At 59.6% G+C, this 18,468-nt stretch carries 21 protein-coding genes; 6 read left to right on the top strand and 15 right to left on the bottom strand.

Annotated features, from left to right (window positions below; genetic code table 11):
• The first annotated feature begins 166 nt into the window (after positions 1-166).
• The 5 genes from EOL43_RS13570 to EOL43_RS13590 all read left to right on the top strand — a co-directional run bounded on the left by EOL43_RS13570 (position 167) and on the right by EOL43_RS13590 (position 4,148).
• Positions 167-415 carry a hypothetical protein gene (locus EOL43_RS13570; protein WP_133489449.1) on the top strand — a complete coding sequence of 83 codons (249 nt, stop codon included), beginning with the start codon at positions 167-169 and terminating at the stop codon, positions 413-415.
• A complete protein-coding gene (locus EOL43_RS13575) occupies positions 360-1,073 on the top strand; it encodes a helix-turn-helix transcriptional regulator (RefSeq protein WP_133489450.1) in 714 nt (237 codons plus the stop codon). The genes EOL43_RS13570 and EOL43_RS13575 overlap by 56 nt, the downstream gene beginning before the upstream one ends.
• Positions 1,074-1,161: 88 nt before the next feature.
• Positions 1,162-1,812, top strand: a complete 651-nt coding sequence (locus EOL43_RS13580; protein WP_133489451.1) for an acyl-homoserine-lactone synthase — start codon at positions 1,162-1,164, stop codon at positions 1,810-1,812.
• A 76-nt stretch (positions 1,813-1,888) separates the two neighbouring features.
• A complete protein-coding gene (locus EOL43_RS13585) occupies positions 1,889-3,427 on the top strand; it encodes an ATP-dependent DNA helicase (protein ID WP_133489452.1) in 1,539 nt (512 codons plus the stop codon).
• Positions 3,420-4,148, top strand: a complete 729-nt coding sequence (locus EOL43_RS13590) for an SDR family oxidoreductase (RefSeq protein ID WP_133489453.1) — start codon at positions 3,420-3,422, stop codon at positions 4,146-4,148. The genes EOL43_RS13585 and EOL43_RS13590 overlap by 8 nt, the downstream gene beginning before the upstream one ends.
• A gap of 100 nt (positions 4,149-4,248) precedes the next feature.
• On the opposite strand, the gene EOL43_RS13595 is transcribed toward EOL43_RS13590, so the two are convergent.
• The 14 genes from EOL43_RS13595 to EOL43_RS13660 all read right to left on the bottom strand — a co-directional run bounded on the left by EOL43_RS13595 (position 4,249) and on the right by EOL43_RS13660 (position 15,784).
• A complete protein-coding gene (locus EOL43_RS13595) occupies positions 4,249-5,016 on the bottom strand; it encodes a TIGR02186 family protein (protein ID WP_133489454.1) in 768 nt (255 codons plus the stop codon).
• The gene (locus EOL43_RS13600) at positions 5,016-5,933 is read right to left on the bottom strand and encodes a sulfite exporter TauE/SafE family protein (protein ID WP_133489455.1); all 918 of its coding nucleotides are present in this window, start codon (positions 5,931-5,933) and stop codon (positions 5,016-5,018) included. Before EOL43_RS13600 ends, EOL43_RS13595 begins: the two co-directional genes overlap by 1 nt.
• Before the next feature lie 54 nt (positions 5,934-5,987).
• Positions 5,988-6,800, bottom strand: a complete 813-nt coding sequence (locus tag EOL43_RS13605) for a purine-nucleoside phosphorylase (RefSeq protein ID WP_133489456.1) — start codon at positions 6,798-6,800, stop codon at positions 5,988-5,990.
• Complete coding sequence (locus EOL43_RS13610) at positions 6,784-7,794, bottom strand: ABC transporter permease (RefSeq protein ID WP_133489457.1); 1,011 nt, start codon at positions 7,792-7,794, stop codon at positions 6,784-6,786. Before EOL43_RS13610 ends, EOL43_RS13605 begins: the two co-directional genes overlap by 17 nt.
• Position 7,795: 1 nt before the next feature.
• Positions 7,796-8,902: an ABC transporter permease gene (locus EOL43_RS13615; RefSeq protein ID WP_133489458.1), complete on the bottom strand. Its 1,107-nt coding sequence runs from the start codon at positions 8,900-8,902 to the stop codon at positions 7,796-7,798.
• Positions 8,902-10,470: an ABC transporter ATP-binding protein gene (locus EOL43_RS13620; RefSeq protein ID WP_133489459.1), complete on the bottom strand. Its 1,569-nt coding sequence runs from the start codon at positions 10,468-10,470 to the stop codon at positions 8,902-8,904. Before EOL43_RS13620 ends, EOL43_RS13615 begins: the two co-directional genes overlap by 1 nt.
• Positions 10,471-10,477: 7 nt before the next feature.
• Entirely contained in the window at positions 10,478-11,473 is a 996-nt protein-coding gene (locus EOL43_RS13625; RefSeq protein ID WP_133489460.1) for a BMP family lipoprotein, read from the bottom strand.
• Positions 11,474-11,652: 179 nt separating this feature from the next.
• Entirely contained in the window at positions 11,653-12,075 is a 423-nt protein-coding gene (locus tag EOL43_RS13630; protein WP_133489461.1) for a GNAT family N-acetyltransferase, read from the bottom strand.
• 6 nt (positions 12,076-12,081) lie between these two features.
• A complete protein-coding gene (gene tsaB / locus EOL43_RS13635; protein WP_240686559.1) occupies positions 12,082-12,669 on the bottom strand; it encodes a tRNA (adenosine(37)-N6)-threonylcarbamoyltransferase complex dimerization subunit type 1 TsaB in 588 nt (195 codons plus the stop codon).
• Positions 12,670-12,679: 10 nt separating this feature from the next.
• The gene (locus EOL43_RS13640; RefSeq protein WP_133489463.1) at positions 12,680-13,240 is read right to left on the bottom strand and encodes a NifU family protein; all 561 of its coding nucleotides are present in this window, start codon (positions 13,238-13,240) and stop codon (positions 12,680-12,682) included.
• A 49-nt stretch (positions 13,241-13,289) separates the two neighbouring features.
• Positions 13,290-13,721 (bottom strand): hypothetical protein, encoded by a 432-nt coding sequence (locus tag EOL43_RS13645; protein WP_133489464.1) that lies wholly within the window; start codon positions 13,719-13,721, stop codon positions 13,290-13,292.
• Entirely contained in the window at positions 13,718-14,173 is a 456-nt protein-coding gene (locus EOL43_RS13650; RefSeq protein WP_133489465.1) for a universal stress protein, read from the bottom strand. Before EOL43_RS13650 ends, EOL43_RS13645 begins: the two co-directional genes overlap by 4 nt.
• A 74-nt stretch (positions 14,174-14,247) precedes the next feature.
• Positions 14,248-15,114, bottom strand: a complete 867-nt coding sequence (locus tag EOL43_RS13655; protein WP_133489466.1) for a branched-chain amino acid aminotransferase — start codon at positions 15,112-15,114, stop codon at positions 14,248-14,250.
• 235 nt (positions 15,115-15,349) lie between these two features.
• Complete coding sequence (locus EOL43_RS13660; protein WP_133489467.1) at positions 15,350-15,784, bottom strand: DUF1489 family protein; 435 nt, start codon at positions 15,782-15,784, stop codon at positions 15,350-15,352.
• 172 nt (positions 15,785-15,956) lie between these two features.
• Here EOL43_RS13660 and EOL43_RS13665 point away from each other — a divergent pair, with 172 nt between their 5' ends.
• Positions 15,957-18,212, top strand: a complete 2,256-nt coding sequence (locus EOL43_RS13665) for an adenosylcobalamin-dependent ribonucleoside-diphosphate reductase (protein WP_133489468.1) — start codon at positions 15,957-15,959, stop codon at positions 18,210-18,212.
• On the opposite strand, the gene EOL43_RS15420 is transcribed toward EOL43_RS13665, so the two are convergent.
• Positions 18,209-18,468: hypothetical protein (locus tag EOL43_RS15420; protein WP_205669556.1), on the bottom strand; the 260-nt coding region annotated here is incomplete at its 5' end. The genes EOL43_RS13665 and EOL43_RS15420 overlap by 4 nt on opposite strands.

Here is an 18,468-nt window from a genome sequence, read left to right on the forward strand (position 1 = left end):
TTATCAAAGGCGGCGGGCATTTGATTCCGATTCGCGAATCACCCTGCCAAACGGGCGAAACTGTGGGGTTTCCGCTACGGAAGGTGTTTTTTAAGCCTTTCGCGACCTCGCTATTTATGGGGAGTTTTATTCCGCGAGTTAGAAGTGGCAAATACACATGCTAAACTTGAAAAAAGCACCACTGTTCGAGGGTTTTGCCGTGTCTGACAAATGGATTGTTGATGTACTTACCGACCTCATGGCCTATGCTGAGAAAAACGGTCTGAGCGTGACGGCAGAACAGCTTGATGATGCACGACTCATTGCTTTGACCGAGATTTCAAACACGTCTCGCGAGCAGAAGGAGATCGCGCGAACCTATGACGAACCGGCTCGAAGACCTTCTCTCTACCTTGCAAGCGGCGGCCACGCTTGAAGACCTGCAAGCGGTCCTTGAATCGCTGCGGGATCACTACAAAGTCGAGCATACGGTTTACCATTGGGTAAACTCTGTCGGGGAACGTTACGGGGCAGGGACCTATTCGGCTGAATGGGTCGACCGCTATCTCGAAAAAGACTATCTGCGGATGGACCCCGTTATTTTTGTCTGTTTTCAAAGGTTTACGCCGGTCTCTTGGAAAGAGCTCGACTGGTCGTCCAAAGCTGCGCGCGAAATGTGGCAGGACGCGCTGGATCACGGACTGGGAAATCAGGGCTACACAATTCCTATTCGCGGGCCAAACGGGCAGTTCGCGTTGTTCACGCTGAATGCCTCACTCAGCGACGAAGATTGGGCGCAATTCATCGATGATAACGCCCGAGATCTGATGATCCTTGGGCATGAGTTCAACAAGAAGGCGCTGGAATTCGAGCAGTGGGGAGAGGACGGAACCACGCCTGCGCTGTCCCCGCGCGAGCTGGCATCGATGAGCTGTTTGGCGCGCGGAATGAGCCGAGCACAGGCCGCGGCCGAGCTAAATATCTCGGAACATACGCTGCGCGTTTACATCGAAAGTTCGCGGCATAAATTGGGCGCGATGAACACAACCCACGCGGTCGCGCGCGCACTTTCGACCGGGATCATCATAATTTAAACACATTCTACCTCACGATGTATTTGCCATACGTTAACTAAGAAGCGACCATTGTCCTATTAACCACACGGACAAAGGAGCTCCACTCATGCTGCGTTACCTCTATGGCAATGATCTTTCGAAATTCCCTCTGCTGGCTGAAACCATGTTCCAGGATCGGGCTAAACAATTCTCGCACCGTCTTGGCTGGGACGTTTCGGTCGACGAGAAGGGATATGAGCGCGACGAGTACGACGACATGAACCCGCTTTACGTGATCTGGGAACAGGCCGATGGCCGTCACGGCGGGTCCATGCGCTTTCTACCTACGGTCGGGCAAACGATGGTGAATGACCACTTCAGCCATCTGACCGACGGCGTCCATATCGAAAGCCCGCTGATCTGGGAATGCACCCGCTTCTGCCTGTCCCCAAGCGCAGATCGTCGTGCATCGGCGGCTCTTGCACTTGGCGCTGGCGAAATCATGGATACGTTCAAGCTGGAACACTATGTTGGCGTGTTCGATCCCCGTATGGAACGTATCTATCGTCTGATGGGTCTCGAGCCCGACGTCATCGGCATGGGCGGCGAAGGTCGTGACCGTATCGGTGTAGGCCTCTGGTCGATGGACGAAAGCGCGTTCGAACCCACCTTGAAGAAAGTTGGTGTGACACGCGAAGTCAGCCAAGGCTGGTTGCGTTACTCGTTGTTCACGGTCAACCGTGATCCGGCACCACAGACGCTGCCCCGCAGCGCCTGATCAATCCTCAAGAAAAATCGGCGACCAGCGTCTTCGGGCGCTGGTGCTGCCCATGCGCGCGCGATAGGGTCGCGGCATGACCCAACGATCCCCTGTTATCTTCTCGGACGATCAGGCCGAAGCGCATGACCGCGTCTCGGATATGCTGCGCCTGTCGGGCGTCAATCTGGACGATGCGCTTCTAACACCAGTGGCGGATGGCAAGTCGCAGGTAATGGCTGTGATCGGCAAGGCCGGATCCGGCAAGACGCTGCTGCTGGCCGAACTCTACCGCGCGCTGGAAGATGCGGGGGTCGAGGTGATCTCGGGCGATTGGGAGGGCAAGCGCCGCAAGGAACGCCGGACACTGGCCATTCTGGCCCCGACCAACAAGGCCGCAAGCGTATTGCGCAACCGAGGTGTGCCGGCGACGACCATTCACCGGATTCTTTATACGCCCGTCTACGACCCCGAATACGAAAAGATCGCGGAATGGCTGGCCGGGAACGGCGACCGGCCCGAGATCGAGGGACTGACGGACGAGGCGCTGGATCGTGCCTTCTCCTTCTATCAGACCCAGAAATCCATCCCCGGTGCGCTGGCAGCGGCTGGGCTTCGTGGGTCGGACTTTATTACCGGCTGGAAGCGGCGCGATGACCCGCTGGATATCGGTTTTGTCGACGAAAGCTCGATGCTGGATGAAAAGCAGTTCGAGGATCTGCGCGAGATTTTCCCGACCTTGGTCCTGTTCGGCGACCCTGCGCAGCTGGCCCCGGTGGGGCAGTCCGGCAAGATGATCTTTGATGACATCAAGGGTCCAAGAAAGCAGGTTCTGCATCGCATCCACCGTCAGGAAGACGACAACCCCATTCTGGATCTGGCGCACGCCTTGGCGGACGAAACGCTGGATTTCGACGGGTTCGAGCGGATGATCCATCAGGCCGCCGCGCGTGATGACCGCGTCGTGGTGGCGCCGCGTGCGAATGCTGACCTGATGGCGCGCTCGCCCGTGCTGGTCTGGCGCAACAAGACACGTGTGCGGCTGATCCAAGCCTTCCGATCTGCCTTCCACGCCCCCGAAATCGAGCTTCTGCCGGGTGAACCGCTGATCTGCGACGGGATTGAGCTGCCCCTGAAACACCGCAAGAAACGCATCGACCTTGAGGCGCGCGGCCTGATCAAAGGCGCGCAATGTGTCTATCTGGGACCGGGGAAACGGCCGGGGTTCTCGCGGCTGCATGTGTTGGGGGCGGAAGACCCTCAGGTCTCGGCCGCGTCCATCGTGAAGATCGAGAAACCGGACGAGGAAGAGCCATTCATCCCCTTCGCCGCCCGCATGGGCGCGGCCTTCCTGCACGGGGCGGCGGTGACGATCCACAAGGCGCAGGGCTCGCAATGGCCCGAGGTGCAGGTGTTTGCCCCGGATATTGCGGCAGCGGCATGGGCCGGGCGCACTGAGGCTGGATTGCCGCTGTGGAAACGCTTGGCTTATGTGGCGATCACGCGGGCCGAGACGCGTCTGCATTGGGTGACGCGCTATGCGATGGCACGCCCGCAGGCCGAGCTGTCGACCGCAGACCTGCCCGCGAAACCCACCGCCCTGACACTGGAAGCACAAGGAGCACCCGATGCCTAGCATTCTGATCACCGGGGCCAGCGCCGGCATTGGCCGTGCCGTGGCCGAGCTGTTTCTGGCCGAAGGCTGGACCGTTGGCCTGTTGGCACGGCGCAAAGAGGTGCTGGACGAGATCGCAGACGGGCAGGACAACGCGCATGTGCTGGTCGCGGATGTGTCGGACCCGGATGCGGTCAGCGCGGCGTTTGGCCAGTTTGCTGCGAAGGCAGGCCGTCTGGATGTGCTTTTCAACAATGCGGGGCTGTTCACGTCCGCAGCCCCGATTGACGAGGTCTCGGTCGAGGACTGGTTCCGCGCAGTATCCGTGAACCTGACCGGCATGTTTCTGTGCGCCCGCGCGGCCTTTGCCCAGATGCGCGCGCAATCCCCACAAGGGGGGCGGATCATCAACAATGGCTCGATCAGCGCCCATGTCCCGCGCGAGGGGGCCGTGACCTATACCGTCACGAAGCACGGGATCACCGGGCTGACCCGGCAGCTGAGTCTTGATGGGCGCCCCTTTGACATTGCTTGCGGCCAGATCGACATCGGCAACGCGCGGACGGATCTGTTGCAAGGCATCATCGACGCCGCAGTGGCGGAAGGCGATGTGCCACCTCCGTCGATGGATGTGAAAGAGGTCGCAAAATCCGTCCTGCACATGGCGCAGTTGCCGCCCGAGGCGAATGTACAGTTCATGACCGTGATGGCGACCAAGATGCCCTATATCGGGCGCGGTTAACGCGCGGGCTTTCGGTGGCTCACGATGTGAGCCTGAAGGGGCATTGCCCCTCTGCGCTGTGCGCATTCACCCCAAGATACTTGAGACAAGAAAATGGGTGTCAGTTACGCAGGATCATCCGGAAGGCGGCGGACGCGCCCCAGCCTGCGGCGATGGCGATCACCAGCGACAGCAGGCCATAAATCAGCGGCTGTTCATGGGCCAGATTGAAAATCCAGCGCTCAAGCCCGACCTTTTGGACGTTGATGATCGTCTCGTATTCCGAAGTCACCTGACCGCCTCGCGTCAACAGGATCCGCGTGCGGTAGTCGCCCTCGGTCAGGTTGGCGGGCAGGGCGATACGCGTTTCAAAAAGCGTGTCCTGCGCCAGTTTGACAGAGTTTTCCAAACGCTTGTAGAGGCCCGATTTCTCGCGGATGCGGATCAAGGCATCGGTGAATTCGCGCGGGTCGTCGATGTTGAACGGATTATCCGAGATTTGGATCGAACGTTCGACCGAAATCAGGTGCTGGAAGTCGTCCAGCTTCGAAATCGTGTTGTCCAGCGTGTTCGATGTGGCGATGGCGTAGAAACTGGGGGCGGCGGCAAGCTCCATCGCGTCGGTGTTTACCCAGATGCCGAAGCGCTTGTCTTTCTTGCGCACGGTGATGGGGGCGCTCGGACCCTCGACCACAACCACGACCCCAAGCGGACTGTCCTTTGGGGGCGGGCTTTCGCGTTTCACAGCGCCGAAGATCAGGATTTCCGAGCCAACAAAGGTGGCTGTGATCGACACACGGTTTTGGCTGAGGCCCGCGACGATTTCCTCGGCCCGGGTGGGCAGGGCCGATAGAAGGAATAGGGCGATGATGGACAGGAACCGCAGCATCAGTGTCCCCCTGCGGCGCCAAGTTCAAACAGCTCGGCAGGTTGGATCAGCAGATCGAGGCCAAGCTTGCCGCAGACTGCCAGAACCATGATGGCCAAGAGGACGCGGAGCTGTTCGGCCTTCAGGCGCACGCCGATCTGGGCACCGATCTGGGCGCCGATGACACCGCCGATCAGCAGCAGCACGGCCAGCCCCATATCCACGGTGAAGTTGGTGGTGGCGTGCAAGAGCGTGGTGAAGGCGGTGACGAAGATGATCTGGAACAGCGAGGTTCCGACCACAACTTTCGTCGGCATTCCAAGCAGATAGATCATGGCGGGCACCATGATGAAGCCGCCGCCAACACCCATGATGGCCGCAAGGATGCCGACCAGAACACCGACCAAGATCGGCGGAATGACCGAGATATACAGCCCCGAGGTGCGGAACTTCATCTTGAAGGGCAGGTTGTGGACCCATGTGTGTTTGCGCCGCTTTGGCACGCCTCCGCCCTTGCGAGATTTCATAATCGCGCGCAGGCTTTCGACGAACATCAAGGATCCGATGATGCCCAGAAAGACCACGTAGGACAGTTTGACCAGAAGATCGACTTGCCCGATGGCCTTCAACGCATTGAAAAGTTGAACACCAAGCGCCGCGCCGATCAAACCTCCGACCAAGAGCACACAGCCCATTCGGAGATCCACCGTCTTTCGTTTCAAATGCGCGAGCACCCCGGAAAACGAACTTGCAACGATCTGGTTTGCCTCGGTCGCAACAGCGACTGCAGGCGGGATGCCGATAAAGAACAGCAGTGGGGTCATCAAGAAGCCCCCGCCGACGCCGAACATGCCGGACAGGATACCCACAATGCCACCGAGGCCCAGCAGAAGGAACGCGTTTACGGACACTTCAGCGATTGGCAGGTAGATCTGCATAAGGCGGGGTACTCTGGATGTTCAGTCTTGGGATTGGCCCATTAATGGCCCAAATCAGGCGGGCTCGTCACCTGTTAAGTAGCGTCGAACCAGTTTTTCCAGCTTTTCAGCGCCAAGTGGAGCCATTTTTTTGGTGTGTTCGTGGCTAATCGCTTCGTCCGACAGGCCTTGGGCCATGTTGGTGATGGTCGAGAAGCCCGCAACACGCAGTCCAAGGAAGCGCGCCAGAATCACTTCGGGCACGGTGGACATGCCAACCGCGTCCGCCCCGAGGGTGCGAATGGCGCGGATTTCGGCGGGCGTTTCAAACGACGGGCCGGAATACCACGCATAGGTTCCTTGCTGCAGGGCGATGCCTTCGTCTGACGCGATACGTTGGAAATCGTTCGTCATTTCGGGGTCATAGGCGCCGCCCATCGGGACAAACCGCGCGTCGGTCTTTTCCCCGATAAGAGGGTTCAGGCCCGAGAAGTTGATGTGGTCGGTGATCTGCATCAGATCGCCCGGCGGGATGTCGGAGCGCATCGACCCGGCGGCATTGGTCAGGATCAGTCGATCCGCGCCAAGCTCTTTCAAGACCTCCAGCGGCAGGCGCATCGCGTCGGAACGCCCGTTCTCGTAATAGTGTTCGCGTCCGCCAAAGACTGCCACGCGGGTGGTGCCCAGCGTGCCAATGGCAAGGTTCGGGTTGTGGCCCGAGACACCGGCATGAGGGAAACCCTCAAGTCGGCCATAAGGGATGGCAACGCCGTCCACAGCCTCGGCCAGGTGGCCAAGGCCGGACCCAAGGACCAGTCCGACCTCGACCGGGGCGTCGCCGGCGACAGCGCGGATTTGCTCTGCGAGCGCCTTAGCGTTCTTTGACATAGGGTTGCCCCCCGGCTTTAGGGGCGACGGATTTACCAACGAAGCCCGCGAGGATCACGACGGTCAGGATGTAGGGCAGGGCCTGCATGAACTGGACCGGGATGACGAAGCCGCCAAGGTCGATGTTTTGATAACGGTTCGCGATGGCTTCCAAGAGACCAAAGAGGAACGTCGCCCCCAGTGCAGGCACCGGTTTCCACTTGGCGAAGATCAGGGCCGCCAGCGCGATATAGCCGCGCCCGGCGGACATTTCCTTGATGAAGCCCGCGCCAAGGCCGGTCGCCAGATATACGCCGGACAGGCCGCAGAGTGTACCGGCGATGGCCATCGAGGCATATCGCAGCTTGATCACGGACACGCCCGCTGTATCCACGGCGGCTGGGTTTTCACCCACCGCACGCAGGCGCAGGCCGAACCGGGTGCGGAACAGGACGAACCATGACAGGGGCACCATCAGAAGGGCGACATAGACCAAGATCGTGTGGCCCGAGATGAACTCGGAATAGATCTGTTGGATTGGGTTCGCTTGGTCGATCAACACGCGCAGGGGAACACCTGCGGCCTCGGCGTCGGACCGACCTAGGGCGAAGGGCAGTTCGATGGGCATGAAGCGGCCTTCACCCATCAGGGGCGGCGTACGCCCGCCTTGGCTGAACCACGCTTGCGCGGCCAAAACTGTGATGCCCGAGGCCAAGAAGTTCAGCGCCACGCCGGAAATCAGCTGATTGCCGCGGAAGGTGATCGACGCGATGCCATGCACCGCCGAAAAGCTGATCGAGGCGAAAATACCGCACAAAAGGCCCAGCCAGACCGACCCGGTGACGGCGGCAATCGCGGCTGACATGAAGGCCGAGACAAGGATCTTGCCCTCAAGCCCGATGTCAAAAATCCCGGCACGCTCGGAAAAGAGTCCCGCAAGACAGGCAAACAACAGGGGCGTCGCAAGGCGCAGGCCCGAGTCTGCAATCTGGATGATCGTCAGGAAAAGATCCATCTTACGCGTCCTTTCGCTTGGCAGCGGCGATGAACATACGCTCGACCGGCATGCGCACCATGTTGTCCAATGCGCCGGTGAACAGGATCACCAGACCCTGAATGACCACGATCAGCTCGCGGGGGATTTTCGACCACAAGGACAGCTCACTGCCGCCCTGATAGAGGAAGCCGAACAGCAACGCGGCCAGAAGTACCCCGAACGGGTGGTTGCGGCCCATCAGCGCCACCGCGATGCCGATGAAACCCGCGCCTTCGACGGCGTTCAGGATCAGGCGCTCGTGCTGGCCCATCGTGGCGTTGATCGCCATCAGGCCCGAAATGGCACCCGACAGCATCATGGCCACAATGATGATCTTGGTGGGCGAGATGCCCGCATAGACCGACGCCGTCGGGCTTTCCCCAAAGGCACGGATTTCATAGCCCAGACGCGAGCGGTTCATCAGCAGATAGACCACGACGCACATGGCCAGCGCGATAAACAGCGACACGTTGGCGGGTGCGGATTTCGAGAAGCTGATGCCCAATGGGGCCAGAAGCTCGTGCAGCGTGGGCAGGTTGGTCACATCCGGGAAGCTGGCCGAGGCACTTTCCTGCGCGCCTTTCAGCTTCAGGGGACCGATCAGCAGATAGCCCATCAGCGCGGTTGCGATGAAGTTGAACATGATCGTGGTGATCACCACGTGGCTGCCGCGTTTAGCCTGCAGATAGGCCGGGATCAGCGCCCAACCGGCCCCAAAAATGGCACCGGCGATCATCGCGAAGACCAGCGCGATGGTCCAGTGCGGCATCAACACGGTTGGGATGAACAGACAGGCAATGCCAACGCCCAAGCCGCCAATCATCGCCTGACCCTCGCCGCCGATGTTGAACATCGCGGCCTTGAAGGCGATGGACACGGCAAGCCCGGTGAAAATGAAGTTGGTGGTGTAATAAAGCGTATAGCCCCAGCCATAGGTCGACCCAAACGCGCCGTCGATCATGGTCATCAGCGCCTTGAACGGGTTTTCACCGATGGCAAAAATTACCAGCCCCGACAGAACGAAGGCGATCAGCAGGTTCAGAAAAGGAATAAGGGCGACGTCAGCCCATTTCGGCATCTTGTCCATCAGCTGTCTCCTTCCCCGGTGACACCGGCCATCAACAGGCCCAGCTCGCGTTCATCGGTTTGATCGGGCATGCGTTCGCCCATGATATGGCCGTCAAACATCACGGCGATGCGGTCGGACAGCGACAGGATCTCTTCCAGCTCGACCGAGACCAGAAGTACGGCCTTGCCCTGATCGCGCAGGCCGATGATCTGCTTGTGAATGAACTCGATCGCGCCGATGTCCACGCCGCGTGTGGGCTGGCCGACCAGAAGCAGGTCGGGGTTGCGTTCGATCTCGCGTGCCACAACGATTTTCTGCTGGTTCCCGCCCGAAAAGCTCTTGGCCTCAAGGCTCGGGATGGGAGGACGAACGTCGAAACGGTCCATCTTGTCCTGCGCGATCTCGACCATCTTCGCGTTGTCCATCAGAAGCGCGTTCTTTTGGAACTCTTCCGAATGGTGATAGCCGAATGCGATGTTCTGCCACGCGGGGAAGTTCATGATCAGCCCGTGTTCCTGACGGTCTTCTGGCACATGGGCAATCCCGCGTTCGCGGCGCGAGCGTCCGTCCGAATACTTGCCGGTCAGGTCAATCGGGTCGCCATTGATGCGGATTTCGCCTGTGGCCGTCGCATAGCCGCCCAGCACTTCCAATAGCTCCGATTGGCCGTTGCCGGACACACCTGCGATGCCAAGGATTTCACCTGCCCGGACATTCAGGTTGATGCCCTTCAGGCGCTCGACCCCGTGGTCGTCAACCATGCGCAAGTTTTTGATGTCCAACACGTTTTCACCCGGTTGCGCAGGCACTTTGTCGACGCGCAAAAGCACTTTGCGCCCGACCATCAGCTCGGCCAGTTCTTCCGGGTTGGTGTCTTTGGTTTTCACCGTCGCCGTCATCTGACCACGGCGCATCACGGATACGGTGTCGGTGATCTCCATGATCTCGCGCAGCTTGTGGGTGATCAGGATGATGGTTTTGCCCTGATCACGCAGCCCGTTCAGAATGCGGAACAAGTGGTCGGCCTCGGCAGGTGTCAGAACACCTGTCGGTTCGTCCAAAATCAGAATATCGGCTTCGCGATAGAGCGCTTTGAGGATCTCGACACGTTGCTGCGTCCCAACACCCAGATCTTCGATCAGGGCCTCGGGGTTTACGTGGAGTTCATACTCATCTGCAAGTGATTTCAGTGTCTTGCGTGCCTTGGCCAGAGACGGACGCAGCATCGCGCCGTCCTCGACCCCAAGGATCACATTCTCAAGCACCGAGAAATTTTCGACCAGTTTGAAGTGCTGGAACACCATCCCGATCCCGGCGCGAATGGCGGCCTGACTGTCGGGGATCTGGGTCTCTTCGCCGTGGATGAAGATCTGGCCTTCATCGGCTTTGTAGAACCCATAGAGAATGGACATCAGCGTGGATTTACCCGCACCGTTTTCGCCGATGATCCCATGGATCGTGCCCGGCTGTACGGAAATCGAGATGTCCTTGTTCGCCTGCACCGGGCCGAACGCCTTCGAGATGCCGCGAAGCTCGATTGCGGGGGCAACAGTTGCCTGTTGCCCCTCAGTTTTTGCGCCTACCATGGTCGGATCAGAAGTCCAGAACCGGGCAGCTGTCGTCGGACATATAGTCGTGTACGACCAGTTCGCCCGAGATGATCTTGGCAGCAGCTGCGTCCACAGCGGCTTTCATTTCGTCCGACACCAGGGCTGCGTTGTGTTCGTCAAGCGCGTAACCCACACCATCTGCGGCCAGGTTCATGACTTGAACGCCCGGTTTGATATCGGCACCGGCTTTCATGGCTTCATATACGGCCACGTCTACACGCTTCAGCATCGAGGTCAGGACCTTGCCCGGCTGCAGGTGGTTCTGGTTCGAGTCCACGCCGATCGACAGGATGCCTTCGTCGGCTGCGGTTTGCAGAACACCCAGACCGGTGCCGCCAGCAGCTGCATACACGATGTCAGCGCCTTGGCTGATTTGTGCTTTGGTCAGCTCGCCGCCCTTCACCGGGTCGTTCCAAGCTGCCGGGGTGGTGCCGGTCATGTTGGCAATCACGGTGGCGTCCGGGTTCACCGCTTTCACGCCTTCAGCATAGCCACAGGCAAATTTACGGATCAGCGGGATGTCCATGCCACCGATGAAGCCCACGGTGCCCGATTTCGAGGCCGTCGCGGCCATCATGCCGACCAGATACGAGCCTTCATGCTCGGAAAATGCCACGTTCAGAACGTTCGGTGCATCAGACCAGCCGTCGATGGTGACGAAGGTGGTGTCCGGATAGTCGGGGGCCACTTCCGAGATCGGGGTCGACATGGCGAAACCCATGGTGATCACCGGGTTGGCACCGGTTTCCGCAAAGCGGCGCAGCGCCTGTTCACGCTGGGCTTCCGACTGCAATTCGACCTCAAGATACGAACCGCCGGTTTCCTTGGCCCATTTCTCGGCGCCATTGAAGCCAGCTTCGTTGAAGGATTTGTCAAATTTACCGCCCAAGTCGAAAATGATTGCGGGCTCGGCCAGCGCGGCACCTGCGGTCAGGGCCAACGACGCGGCTGCGCCTAGAAAGCTTTTCATCAGGGTCATTTCAATTCTCCCGGTTGTTGTTGTGGGGCCGCACAGACCGCATGTCCGCCGATTCCCCAAAATTCTGCGAGCAGATCGCTGCAAAAGATCATCCGGGATTTTCATGCGAGGGCAAGGGGAGATGCGGAATTTTGTTCGCCGCAGTGCCGCAATTCTTGGGGAAAATCAGAAGGTTCACCTTAGGTAAGGTGCTTTTCCATCAAGATTGCGGTGCAGGTTGTGCCGTCGGATCGCGTGTAATAGGCGGGTCTTTGACCACAGATCGACCAGCCCGCGTTCTGGTAGAGCGCAAGGGCGGCAGCGTTGTCTTCTGCGACCTCAAGAAAGGCACGTGTGGCGCCTCGGTCGGCTGCGGTGCGTTCGAAATCCTGCAGCAATTGGGCGCCGATCCCGTGTCCCTGTGCTGCGGGGGTGACGGCCACGGTCAAAAGCTCGGCCTCATCCACCACAACGCGGCCTATGGCAAAACCGTTGGGGCGGGCGGTGGTGAATACATGGGATGAAGCCTGAAGCTGGGCGATCTCATCCGCGCTCCAACCGCGCGTTTCGACGAAGGCCGCGACATGGATCGCTGACAAGATGTCTGCAGAGGCGTCAGACATGGCAGATCAGGGCAGGATCACCGGCGCCGGGTCGCGCGGGGGCGCTGCGTCGGCAGAGCGGATATAGAGCGGGGCAGGGCGATCAGCGGTTTCACCCGCACGCAGACGTTCGGCGGCGATCCGGGCGATGGCCGGGGCCGGATGTGTCGAGGTTTCGGGACCGATACGGTCCCCGGTCAGGGTTGCAACCTCGTCACCCGTGATCAGGCTGGGCGCGGAGCTGCCATCGTCCGTGAATTGCTGCGCATAGACATGATCCCGTCGTGCGTCGATCAATGACCACACAGGGCGGGGGGCGTCAAAAGCCTGCGCCTCAAGCGACGAGACGCCAATCGCGGGCACACCCAAGGACAAGGCCAACCCGCGCGCGGCCGAGACCGAGATGCGGATGCCGGTGAAGTTTCCCGGACCAATACCTACGCCGATGGCGCTCAGGTCGGACCATGTGACGTTCGCCTCTGCCAGAACCTCTTCCAGCAATGGAAACAGGCGTTCGGCTTGGCCCTTCGCCATCTCCTCGTGCTTCTGCGCGATAATCGTGTCTCCGCACAGCAAAGCGGCCGCGCAATGCGCGGCCGATGTGTCAAATGCCAAGATCACGGGATCAGGCCGCAACGGGGCGTACCTCGACCACTTCGGGGATGTAGTGCTTCAGCAGGTTCTCGATCCCCATTTTCAGGGTCAGGGTCGAGGACGGGCAGCCCGCGCAGGCGCCCTGCATGTGCAGGTAAACAATGCCGCGATCAAAGCCGTGGAAGGTGATGTCGCCACCATCTTGGGCCACGGCGGGGCGGACGCGGGTGTCCAGCAGCTCTTTGATCTGCTCGACGATTTCGCCGTCTTCGCCGGTGTGCTCCGCATGGCCCGAAGCGGCAGCTTCGCCTGCCATGACCGGCTGGCCCGACTGGAAATGCTCCATGATCGCGCCAAGGATGGCGGGCTTGATGTGATCCCAATCCACCGCGTCGTCCTTGGTCACGGTGACGAAATCAGCACCGAAGAACACGCCGGTCACGCCGTTCACTTTGAAGACACGCGCCGCCAGTGGCGAGCCTTCGGCGGCATCGGCCGTCGGGAAGTCAGCGGTTCCAGCGCCCAGAACGTTCTGGCCGGGCAGGAATTTCAGCGTAGCGGGGTTCGGAGTGGATTCAGTCTGAATGAACATGGGCGCACCTTTTTTGTCAGGTTTGATATGGGCCTCACGCGGTCAGGTGTCAACCATCTCGGGCGACCTTCACGCTGATCCGCCAGAGCGCAAATCCGCACGCAAGCGCCAACACCATTCCTAAAAGAGCTGCTTGAAGGGCGTAGTCTGGTACCGCAAATGCGGTATCCAAGATATCGGCACAATCAAGCGCGGCGAGCCACAAGCCGAAGACGGAAAGCCCTAGGCAGAGTAAAAGCACAAGTAGTTCCATACGGGCATATGGCTTCTTTATGCGCATGAGGCGGATGATCATGGGGATAATTAGCGTGATGAACATCACCACCATCGCGTCATCGTCGCCGCCGCTGCTTTTCAATTCACGGCAAAGGAATTCCCCACCGCTGGCGTGAAACCCATGAGAAACCGTGTTCCACATCAAGCCGACAACCGAAATGGTCGCAAGCGAAGCTAGATAAAGCAGGTTTAAAACCGTCTTCACGTGATCGCTTCAAGACGTTCCTTGGTCATCGTGCCGGGCACAATTGTGATCGGGATTGGCAGATCGGCGGCGGCGCGGGTCATTTGTGTGACCAGCGGACCGGGGCCGGCTTTTCCTTCGCCCGCGCCCAAAACCAGCACGCCTACGTCGGGGTTTTCGCGCACATGGGCCAGAATTTCCGGCACGGCTTCGCCTTCGCGGATGACCAGCTCGGGGTCGACATCCTGACGGTCGCGCATCCATTTCGCGAAGACTTCATAATGCACTGTGATCCGCTCGCGCTCTTCCTCGCGCATCAGCTCGCCAACGCCGATCCAGTGATTGAACTCGTCTGGTGGGATGATCGACAGAACCGTGACGCCGCCGCCCGTATGGGCCGCACGCATGGCGGCGAACCGCATCGCGTTCAGGCATTCGCGGCTGTCATCCAGAATTACGAGAAACTTGCGCATAGATGTCCTCCGAAACGGGATTACTCTGCCCGAGCGGTTGGGGAGTGTCTATCGTTTTTCTACGATCCCGCGTCTTAGCCCGCCCCGGAAAGCGCCCAGTCCCAGTACAGCTCGCGCACCCGCTGTGTCACCGGACCGACGTTATATTGCGTGTCTTCAAAGGCGCTGACGGGGGTGACTTTCGACATATTGCCCGAGGTGAACACCTCGTCCGCATTGTGAAAGTCGTTATAGCCAAGAACGGTCTCATGCACGGTGTATCCGTCGGCGCGCAGGTTCTTGATGTGTCGGGCGCGGGTGATTCCAGCCAAGAAGCAGCCATTGGCAATCGGGGTGAAGATCTCGCCGTCTTTGACCATGAAGATGTTGGCCGTTGCGGTCTCGGCCACGTTGCCCATCACATCAAGCGACATGGCGTTGTCGAACCCTTTGGCACGGGCTTCCAGCAGCATCCGAGCGTTGTTGGGATAGAGGCACCCGGCTTTCGCGTTCACGATGGCGCTGTCCAAAGTGGGGCGGCGGAACTGGGTGGTGGTCAGGCGAGACGAGGCCTGCGGCGGAGCCATCGCGATTTCTTCCAGCGAGATGGCAAAGCCGGTGCTGTTTTCTTTTGGCGCCACGCCCATATGGCCACCATCAATGGCCCAGTACATCGGGCGGATATAGACGGCGGCATCTTTCGGAAACAGCGCCAAGCCTTCTTTCACGATCTCGATCATCTGCTCGGTCGTCACGGTCGGCGTGATCATCAGCGCCTCGGCCGAGCGGTTGGTGCGCGCGCAGTGTGCGTCTAGATCCGGGTGAACACCTTCGAAGAATCGCGCGCCGTCGAACACGTTCGTGCCCAGCCACGATCCATGATCCGCGGCTTTCATCACGGCCAGATCTTCATTGTGCCATGTGCCATTGAAATAGGTGCGGATGTTGGTGCCGAGTGCCATGGTGTCCTCCTGAAATCGGCTGGAGGCTAACAGTGATTGAAGGTCGTTCCAAGAGCAACAAATGCGAAAACGCTCTGACGGCGTAGGGGGCTGCCGTCAGAGCGTAGATTGCGTGCGATCGGACCAGACGGGCACGCGGCGTACCATCGATTTTGCCGGGCGGGCATCCGGGAAAATCGGAATCAGGCACGGGGGTAATGTGCGGTCTGGTTGCGAAACTTTTGTGACCGCAGGATCAGCGAATGCCGATTTCCGCCAGCGCCGAGGCCAGTTCGGCGGGCAGCGGCTCTTTATCGGACGGCGCATCGGCTTTTAGATCCCGCGGCGCATCTTCCGCCGACAGATAGCGCCAGCCCTGAAACGCCCGGCGCGGGGTGCTTTCGGTCAGGACGACGTCGTGATCCAGCACCAACCCACAGCGGCGAATACCGTCTTGTCCGATGACTTCGTCTAGGCGTAGAACGCGCTGACGGGCCAAGATTAGCCCCTTGAATACCCAATATAGAGAGCCGCCCGCCAGCAGTTCGGCCTCGCGTTTGGGCCACATGCGGGTGACGTGCGTTGGGTTCGGCAATCCGGTCTGTCCCATGCGCATATTCTGCCACGCGGTCAGATCTTCGACCTTCTCGGCGCCAACGCATAGTTTTACCAGATTTACGTACTTTACCATCTTTCACATCTACATGTAGTGTTCTAGAAGTCCGATCTTACGCGCCCTGTGCGGGATTCGCAATCGCTGCACGTGCCGGTTGCAACGCTCGGAAAAGGTCGCGCGACCATTGACCAAAATGGGCCTCTCACGTATCGTGAAAAGCCCTCCAAGACGAACAGGAACCAATCGTATGAGCCGCTTTGCCGCCCCCATCGCCGAACAGATCTGGGATATGAAATATCGCTTGAAGAAGGCCGATGGGACGCCTCAGGATCAGTCGGTTGAAGACACGTGGCGCCGCATCGCGCGCGCCCTGTCCGCGTCGGAACCCAAGCAGGAAGAGCGGTTCTATAACGCGCTGGAAGATTTCAAATACCTGCCAGCAGGCCGCATTACCGCTGGCGCAGGTACCGGGCGCGCCGTGACCCTGTTCAACTGCTTTGTCATGGGCACCATCCCGGACAGCATGTCGGGCATTTTCGATATGCTGAAAGAGGCCGCGCTGACCATGCAGCAGGGCGGTGGGATCGGCTATGACTTCTCGACCATCCGTCCGCGTGGCGCGGATGTGATGGGCGTCGCCGCAGATGCATCCGGCCCGCTGTCCTTCATGGACGTTTGGGACGCGATGTGCCGCACGATCATGTCCGCAGGCTCGCGCCGTGGGGCGATGATGGCCACCATGCGCTGTGACCACCCGGACATTCAGGACTTCATCACCGCCAAATCCGACGCCGCCCGTCTGCGCATGTTCAACATGTCGGTTCTGGTCACGGATGACTTCATGGAAGCCGTGAAGTCGGATGGCAGCTGGGATCTGAAGTTCAACGGCACCGTCTATCACACGGTTGAAGCGCGTGATCTGTGGAACAAGATCATGAAGGCGACCTATGATTATGCCGAGCCGGGCGTGATCTTCATCGACCGCATCAATCAGATGAACAACCTGAACTATTGCGAGACAATCGCCGCCACCAACCCCTGTGGTGAACAGCCCCTGCCGCCTTATGGCGCCTGTCTGCTGGGCTCGATCAACCTTGCAAAAATGGTCAAGGATCCGTTTGAAGAAACCGCCGAACTGGACGGCGACGCGCTGACCGAGCTGGTTTCGACTGCCGTGCGCATGATGGACAACGTGGTGGACGAAAGCCGCTTCCCGCTGGAGGCTCAGGCGCAAGAAGCCCAAGCCAAGCGTCGTATCGGTCTTGGTGTGACCGGTCTGGCGGATGCTCTTTTGATGCTGGGCCTGCGCTATGGCTCGGACGAGGCGGCTGCCCAGACCGAAGCGTGGATGAAACAAATCGCGCGCGCGTCCTATTTGGCGTCGGTCGAGCTGGCCAAGGAAAAAGGCGCGTTCCCGCTGTTTGATGCGGACAAGTATCTGGCTTCGGGCTCGCTGCAGCATATGGACGACGATGTACGTGACGCAATCCGCAAACACGGCATCCGCAACGCGCTGCTGACCTCGATTGCACCGACCGGCACGATCAGCCTGTACGCGGGCAACGTGTCTTCGGGGATCGAGCCGGTCTTCGCCTACGCCTATACCCGCAAAGTGCTGCAGCCCGATGGCTCGCGCACCGAGGAAGAGGTCGTGGACTATGCCGTGCAGCTGTGGCGCGACAAGTTTGGCGACAAAGAGCTACCGGACTATTTCGTCAACGCGCAGACGCTCGCGCCGATGGATCACGTGAAGATGCAGGCGGCGGCGCAGAAATGGATCGACAGCTCGATTTCCAAGACCATCAACTGCCCGGAAGACATCAGCTTTGATGACTTCAAGGACGTCTACATGGAAGCGTGGGAAACCGGCTGTAAGGGCTGCACTACCTATCGCCCGAACGATGTGACCGGATCGGTTCTATCGGTGTCCGAGGAAAGCGAAAAAGCGCCCGAAGCCGATAGCGGTGCGGACGTGGTCTATATTTCCGAGCCGCTGGACCGTCCGCAGTCGCTGGAAGGTCATACCTACAAGGTGAAATGGCCCGATAGCGAGCACGCGATCTATATCACCGTGAATGACCTGATCATCAACGGCCATCGCCGCCCGTTCGAGGTCTTCATCAACTCCAAAAACATGGAGCACTTCGCCTGGACGGTTGCGCTGACCCGCATGATCTCGGCCGTGTTCCGCCGTGGTGGTGACGTCAGCTTCGTCGTGGAAGAGCTGAAAGCCGTGTTCGACCCGCGCGGTGGCGCGTGGATGGATGGGAAGTACATCCCGTCGATTTTGGCGGCCATCGGCTCGGTCATCGAGCGTCACATGATCGCAACCGGCTTCCTGGAAGGCGAAGGCATGGGCCTGAAATCCGATCCCCAAGCCGAGGTTGTAAACTTGGGCGAGCAACCGCGCGGCAAAGCCTGCCCCAGCTGTGGTCAGTATGACATGCGCATGATCGAAGGCTGCATGACCTGCGGATCCTGCGGCCACTCCAAGTGCGGTTAAGGCCTGCAGCCGAAACCGGGTTTGTAGCCAGCAATCGCTAGAAAAACACGGGCGCGCCTTCTTAGCGAGGGCGCGCTTTTCGTATGAAATGGCGCCGCGAAAGGGCTGCAATCAAGGCCTGCTGGACCGATTCCCCGCAATCGTGCCGCAAAGTCCTGAAAAACAGATGGTTTCCGCATAAAAAACAAGGTTTCGATTGCTTTTTTGCGCAGAATATATAAAGGGCGGCGCAATATTGGACCACGGTAGCGCCGCC

It is taken from the genome of Aliiroseovarius marinus (assembly GCF_004360145.1).
GTDB lineage: Bacteria > Pseudomonadota > Alphaproteobacteria > Rhodobacterales > Rhodobacteraceae > Aliiroseovarius > Aliiroseovarius marinus.